The organism is Avibacterium gallinarum, assembly GCF_002921135.1.
Taxonomy (GTDB): domain Bacteria; phylum Pseudomonadota; class Gammaproteobacteria; order Enterobacterales; family Pasteurellaceae; genus Avibacterium; species Avibacterium gallinarum.
Window position 1 is genome coordinate 150,830 of sequence record NZ_PQVJ01000019.1, and the last position, 6,807, is coordinate 157,636.

5 protein-coding genes are annotated in these 6,807 nt (G+C 40.9%); 4 read left to right on the top strand and 1 reads right to left on the bottom strand.

The window, feature by feature from the left end; genetic code table 11:
* Nucleotides 1–133: 133 nt before the first annotated feature.
* The 4 genes from ppiD to C3007_RS08020 all read left to right on the top strand — a co-directional run bounded on the left by ppiD (nt 134) and on the right by C3007_RS08020 (nt 5,333).
* On the top strand, nt 134–1,993 hold the full coding sequence (ppiD, locus tag C3007_RS08005) for a peptidylprolyl isomerase (RefSeq protein WP_103853954.1): 1,860 nt from the start codon (nt 134–136) through the stop codon (nt 1,991–1,993).
* 275 nt (nt 1,994–2,268) lie between these two features.
* Nucleotides 2,269–2,997, top strand: coding sequence for a 30S ribosomal protein S2 (gene rpsB, locus C3007_RS08010; RefSeq protein WP_017807014.1), 729 nt, complete (start codon nt 2,269–2,271; stop codon nt 2,995–2,997).
* Between the two features lie 131 nt (nt 2,998–3,128).
* Nucleotides 3,129–3,974, top strand: coding sequence for a translation elongation factor Ts (gene tsf, locus C3007_RS08015; RefSeq protein WP_017807013.1), 846 nt, complete (start codon nt 3,129–3,131; stop codon nt 3,972–3,974).
* 156 nt (nt 3,975–4,130) lie between these two features.
* On the top strand, nt 4,131–5,333 hold the full coding sequence (locus tag C3007_RS08020) for an aspartate aminotransferase family protein (protein ID WP_103853955.1): 1,203 nt from the start codon (nt 4,131–4,133) through the stop codon (nt 5,331–5,333).
* Nucleotides 5,334–5,384: 51 nt separating this feature from the next.
* Here the strand turns inward: C3007_RS08020 and rho are convergent, their stop codons facing one another.
* Entirely contained in the window at nt 5,385–6,647 is a 1,263-nt protein-coding gene (gene rho / locus C3007_RS08025; protein ID WP_103853956.1) for a transcription termination factor Rho, read from the bottom strand.
* Between the last annotated feature and the right edge of the window lie 160 nt (nt 6,648–6,807).

Here is a 6,807-nt window from a genome sequence, read left to right on the forward strand (position 1 = left end):
TTGCAAGTTTTTTAATAATAAAGTCGGTAAAGAACAATCTTTGCCGACTTCTTTATTTTTATGCTGGCAATCAAAGCACTTTCGATTATAATTCTCAGGATTTGTCTTAATCTTACATTTAAGGATAACTTCAATGTTAATGGAAAAACTCAGCGATGCGTCAAACAGCATCTTGTGGAAGATTATTTTCGCACTAATTGTGGTTTCATTTGTATTAAGTGGCGTGGCAGGCTATATGTTCACACGTGTTGATACTTCTGCAGCCAAAGTAAATGGTGAAGAAATTTCCCAACAAATTTTCTTAGAACAATATAACCAAGAATATCAACGTTTTAGTGAACAGCTTGGGGCGCAATTTGCCGCAGTGGCGGATTCCCCAGAATTTGTGAATGGCTTACGTAGTTCAATTTTAGATCGTTTAATTAACCAAGAACTCTTGCGTCAATATGCCGCGGAATTACAGTTAGACGTAAGTGATAGCCAAATTCAACAAGCTATCGTGACCAGCCCAATTTTCCAAAAAGACGGCAAATTTGATAACGCACTCTATCAACAAATGTTATCAAACAATGGGTTAAGCGGTGATCGATATGCACAATATTTACGCCAAGGATTAACCTTACAACAGCTTAATGACGGTATTGCGCGTTCTGCGTTTACCGTATCTAGCCAAAATGAACGTGTAGCCCAGCTATTTTTCCAACAGCGTGATGTCCGTTTGGCTGAGTTTCCTTTAGCGGCTACTGTCGCGCAACAACAGGTGAATGAAGAAGAAATTAGCGCTTACTATAATGCGAATAAAGCCGCATTTGCCGTGCCTGAGTTGGTGAAAGTGCAATATCTTGATTTAACCCAACAAGCCGCGGAAAAAAATGTGAAGGTTACTGATGTAGAAATTGCGCAATATTATCAAGATAACAAAGCGCAATATATGACTCAGCATTTGGCGCATATCCAACTGCCAACGGAGCAAGAAGCCCAAGCAGTTTATGCGGATTTACAAAAAGGCGAAAGCTTTGCGGCGTTAGCGAAACTTTATTCTAGCGACAAAATTTCTGGCGCAAATGGCGGGGATTTAGATTGGGTTGTGGCAGGAATGATGCCACCGCAATTTGAAGCCGCAGCGCGTGAATTAAAAGCAGGGGAATATAGCCAGCCAGTTAAAGTAGATAACGCTTACCATATCATCAAAGTGGAAGATGAAAAATTCCTGCCATTAGAACAAGTGAAAAACGATATTGCTGCCAAACTTCGTAGCGAATTAAGCGCGAAAGAATTCTACGCAATGGAAAAACAAGCCAATGAGAAAGCCTTTGAGCAGCCAGATTCGTTACAAGCAGCAGCACAAGCGGCGGGCGTTAGTGTACAAGAAACAGGTTATTTCTCACGCAACGATATTCCAGCTGCTCTTAATTATGGCAATGTGGTTTCTGCATTATTTGATTCTGAATTAACTCAAGACGGGACAAACTCAGAAGCCATCAATGTGGGTGATCAGCATTCTTTGATTGTTCGTGTGGTGGAACATAAACCAGAAGGTGTGAAAACACTTGATGAAGCAAAAAATGAAATTGCTCAATATTTAAAACAGCAAAAAGCGGAAAAAATTGTGTTAGCTCAAGCTGAAAAAGTGGCGCAAGCGCTAAATGAAAATAGCAATGCTGCTCTGCCAAATGGCATTAAATTCGGCGAGAAAGCGCAATGGGTTTATGCTGAAAATAAAAATCCACAATTGCGTGATGTGATCTTCGCAATGAAAAAAGACACTGACAAACCTGTTTATACCGCAGCGAAGAATGGCGATAATAGCATTGTGGTGATTGAACTTGCTAATGTTAAAGACGGTGAGTTAAACGCAGAACAGCTTAAACAGTTTGACGCACAACTAAAACAAGCACAGCAAGTAGAGCTACAACAAGCGTTATTACAAGCGTTACGTGCGAAAGCAAAAATTGAAATTAACCAAGACTTTTTAGCTCAGCAAGAGCAATAATTCTCAGCATCAAAATTAAAGCGGCAATTTGTGATGACAGATTGCCGTTTTTTATTGGCTTTTAAAAAATTCGCTAGTTTTTCACCGCACTTTGTGGTATAAAGTGTGGCGTTATTTTGGCTAGAATTAGAAAGCAATTTTTATTTTAGACAAAATAATTTCAAACTTAATTTTTAACAATAAATCACACACATATCGCACGGATAAATCGGGGTGCCAAACGGTCGATTTATTTGGTATGTGGAGGCTAAACCCCAAACAAAAGGAAAATTATTATGGCACAAGTTTCAATGCGCGAAATGCTACAAGCTGGCGTTCACTTCGGTCACCAAACTCGTTACTGGAACCCAAAAATGAAACCATTCATTTTCGGACCACGCAACGGCGTTCATATCATCAACCTTGAAAAAACTGTTCCAATGTTCAATGCTGCATTAGCAGAATTAACTCGCATTGCAGGCAACAACGGTAAAATCTTATTTGTTGGTACAAAACGTGCAGCAAGTGAAGCAGTGAAAGCAGCAGCATTAGACTGTCAGCAATACTATGTAAATCACCGTTGGTTAGGTGGTATGTTGACTAACTGGAAAACAGTACGTCAATCAATCAAACGCTTAAAAGATTTAGAAACTCAATCTCAAGATGGTACTTTCGACAAATTAACTAAGAAAGAAGCATTAATGCGTAGCCGTGAGATGGAAAAACTTGAATTAAGCCTTGGCGGTATCAAAGATATGGCGGGGCTTCCTGATGCATTATTTGTTATCGGTGCAGATCACGAACACATCGCAATCAAAGAAGCAAATAACCTTGGTATTCCAGTATTTGCAGTGGTTGATACAAACTCTGCTCCAGACGGTGTTGATTTTGTTATCCCAGGTAACGATGATGCAGCGCGTGCAATTCAACTATATCTTGCAGCAGCAGCGGCAGCAGTAAAAGAAGGTCGCCAACAAGAAGTGGTAGCCGAAGAGAAATTTGCTGAAGCAGAAGCAGCTGAATAATTCAGGTGAATGCGGCGAAAGCCCTTATTAATCACAACGATTAATTGGTTAGCAGGGGGCTTATGTTCTCTGCTTTTTTACATAAGTGCGGTCAAAAATCGCATCAAATTTTGTGGATAGAGGATTTTAAAATGGCTGAAATTACAGCATCTTTAGTAAAAGAACTTCGTGATCGTACCGGCGCAGGTATGATGGAATGTAAAAAAGCATTAGTAGAAGCAAACGGTGATATCGAATTAGCGATTGATAATATGCGTAAATCAGGTCAAGCAAAAGCGGCGAAAAAAGCAGGCCGTGTTGCTGCTGAAGGTGTTATCATCGCGCGTGTTGCTGGCGACTACGGTGTAATGATCGAAATGAACTGTGAAACTGACTTCGTAGCAAAAGACGCTGGTTTCTTAGGCTTAGCGAATGAAGTGGCAGATTACGCATTAAACAACAAAGGCGTAACTATCGAAGCATTACAAGCTGAATTTGAAGAAAAACGTGCTGCATTAGTGGCAAAAATCGGTGAGAATATGACAATCCGCCGTGTGGGTTCAGTACAAGCACCTGTAGTAGGTTCATACTTACACGGTGCGAAAATTGGTGTATTAGTGGGCGCAGTAAACGCTGATGAAGAATTAGTGAAACACGTTGCAATGCACGTTGCAGCAAGCCGTCCAGAATATGTAAATCCAAGCGATGTACCTGCAGACGTAGTAGAACACGAGCGTCAAATCCAAGTGGATATCGCAATGCAATCTGGTAAACCACGCGAAATCGCTGAGAAAATGGTTGAAGGTCGTATGAAGAAATTCACTGGTGAAGTATCTTTAACTGGCCAACCTTTCGTAATGGATCCTTCTAAATCAGTAGGTGAATTATTAAAAGAGAAAGGCGCAGAAGTGGTTTCATTCTTACGCTTTGAAGTGGGCGAAGGTATCGAAAAAGTTGAAACTGACTTCGCTGCAGAAGTTGCGGCAATGACTAAATAATCATTGTAAAACCATAAAATAGAAAAGCAGATCTTTTGAGATCTGCTTTTTTATTGGGGAATATAATCTGTAAGATTACTATTTATTCAAATTAATTGATTAATTATTCATTTTAAACTATGCTATCCTCACTTTTGGAAAATTTAAGGATTGCAAATGAGTGCTTATAACAGACAAACCTTTGATGAAGTGATGATACAAAATTATGCGCCCGCAGAGTTTATTCCTGTGAAAGGGAAGGGGAGCAGAGTTTGGGATCAGCAAGGGCGAGAATATATTGATTTTACAAGCGGTATTGCGGTGAATGCGTTGGGGCATTGTCCTGATGAGATTGTGGCGGTGCTGAAAGAGCAAGGGGAAACGCTGTGGCATTCTAGCAACTGGTTTACCAGTGAGCCAACCTTGCAATTAGCCACAAAATTGGTGCAGAAAACCTTTGCGGATCGGGTGATGTTTGTTAATTCTGGCGCGGAAGCTAACGAGGCTGCGTTGAAATTGGCTCGTCGTTATGCGGTAGATCATTTTGGCGCGCAGAAAAGCAAAATTATTGCCTTTAAGCAAAGTTTTCACGGGCGTACATTATTCACGGTGAGCGTAGGTGGGCAAGCGAAATATTCTGATGGCTTTGGGCCGAAACCTGCGGATATTATCCACGTTCCTTTTAACGATCTTGCAGCGGTAAAAGCCGTGATTGATGACCATACTTGCGCGGTGATTGTTGAGCCAATTCAAGGCGAAAGTGGCGTGAAACCTGCTGATCCCACATTCTTACAGGGGCTACGTCAGCTTTGTGATGAAAACAATGCCTTGTTGATTTTTGATGAAGTGCAAACAGGTTTGTCGCGCACTGGCTATCTTTATGCTTATATGAAATATGGCGTTGTGCCTGATATTCTGACTTCTGCCAAAGCCTTGGGCAATGGCTTTCCAATTGGCGCAATGCTCACCACCAATGAGATTGCGAAAAGTTTTTCTGTTGGTGTACACGGCACGACTTTCGGCGGCAATCCCCTTGCTTGTGCTGTGGCGTCAAAGGTGGTGGACGTGCTTTCTGATGAAAAATTCTTGGCAAAAATCCACCGCACTTCAGAATTATTTATGCAGAAATTGACTGAGCTAAATCAAGCGTTGAATTTATTTAGCGAAACTCGTGGTGAGGGCTTGTTGATTGGCGCAGAGTTAAATGAGAATTATCAAGGAAAGGCCAGCGAATTTGTGAAACGTGCGGCTAAAAATGGACTAATGATTTTAGTTGCAGGCCCCGATGTCTTGCGTTTCGCCCCCGCGTTAAATATTAGCGATGAAGAATTGCAAGAAGGGGTTGTTCGTTTAGAAAAAACCTTGCAAGAATTTGTGTAATAGATTGTATTACAAAGAAAAACCTCGCATTTGGCGAGGTTTTTTATGGGCTTAAGAACGCTTCATAATCTCGAAAAACTCTTCGTTGGTTTTGGCAACGGCGAGTTTATCAATAAGGAATTCCATTGCTTCCACTTCCCCCATTGGATTAAGGATTTTGCGTAGAATCCACATTTTTTGTAGTTCGTCTGGGGTGGTGAGTAAATCTTCTTTACGTGTGCCTGAACGGTTAAAGTCAATGGCTGGGAACACACGTTTTTCAGCGATTTTACGCGAAAGATGTAGCTCCATATTCCCCGTTCCTTTAAATTCTTCAAAGATCACTTCATCCATTTTTGACCCTGTATCCACAAGTGCGGTTGCAATAATGGTTAAACTTCCGCCTTCTTCCACGTTACGCGCTGCACCAAAGAAACGTTTTGGACGATGTAACGCATTGGCATCTACACCACCAGAAAGGATTTTACCTGAAGCAGGGGTTACGGTGTTATAAGCTCGGGCAAGACGCGTGATACTATCTAATAAAATCACTACATCTTTTTTATGTTCAACTAAACGTTTTGCCTTTTCGATAACCATTTCAGCAACTTGAACGTGACGCGAGGCGGGTTCATCAAAGGTTGAAGCAATCACTTCGCCTTTTACCGAGCGCTGCATCTCGGTTACTTCTTCTGGACGTTCGTCAATTAATAACACGATAAGCACACATTCTGGATAGTTATGGGTAATGCTCTGTGCAATGTTTTGTAGCAACATTGTTTTCCCCGCTTTTGGTGGGGCAACAATCAAGCCACGTTGTCCTTTCCCGATAGGAGAGGCTAAATCTAAAATACGCGCGGTTAAATCTTCTGTTGAGCCATTACCACGTTCCATTCTTAAACGTGAATTGGCGTGAAGTGGGGTTAAATTTTCAAATAAAATTTTGCTGCGTGAAACCTCAGGTTTGTCATCATTAACTTGATCCACTTTTAGCAAAGCAAAATAACGTTCCCCTTCTTTTGGAGGACGAATTTTCCCTTCGATTTTATCCCCAGTTTGTAAATTGAAACGGCGAATTTGGCTTGGAGAAACATAGATATCATCAGGGCCAGCAAGGTAGGAACTGTCAGCGGAACGTAAGAAACCAAAGCCATCAGGCAGGATTTCTAACACACCACCACCGAAAATATCCTCACCGCTTTTGGCGTGTTGTTTTAGGATTGCGAAAACAATATCTTGCTTGCGTAAACGGGCTAGATTTTCTAAACCCATTTGTTCTTCACCGAGTTTTACCAGCTCGGAAACAGGCATATTTTTAAGTTCTGTTAAATGCATAATAATTTGAAATGTTGGTTAGATTGGAAAATGAATTTGTAATGAAGATGTTTGAACATAGAATGGGCGTAAAGTTACCATTAAATAGCGGTGATGTCTAGAAAATAAAGGGGTAAATAATAAAAAAATTGGCTAGTAATATTAATGCTAGCCAATTTTT

Coding starts and splice junctions, on each gene's coding strand:
- ppiD (WP_103853954.1), top strand. CDS start 134: ATGTTAATGGAAAAACTCAGCGATGCGTCAAACAGCATCTTGTGGAAG.
- rpsB (WP_017807014.1), top strand. CDS start 2,269: ATGGCACAAGTTTCAATGCGCGAAATGCTACAAGCTGGCGTTCACTTC.
- tsf (WP_017807013.1), top strand. CDS start 3,129: ATGGCTGAAATTACAGCATCTTTAGTAAAAGAACTTCGTGATCGTACC.
- C3007_RS08020 (WP_103853955.1), top strand. CDS start 4,131: ATGAGTGCTTATAACAGACAAACCTTTGATGAAGTGATGATACAAAAT.
- rho (WP_103853956.1), bottom strand. CDS start 6,647: ATGCATTTAACAGAACTTAAAAATATGCCTGTTTCCGAGCTGGTAAAA.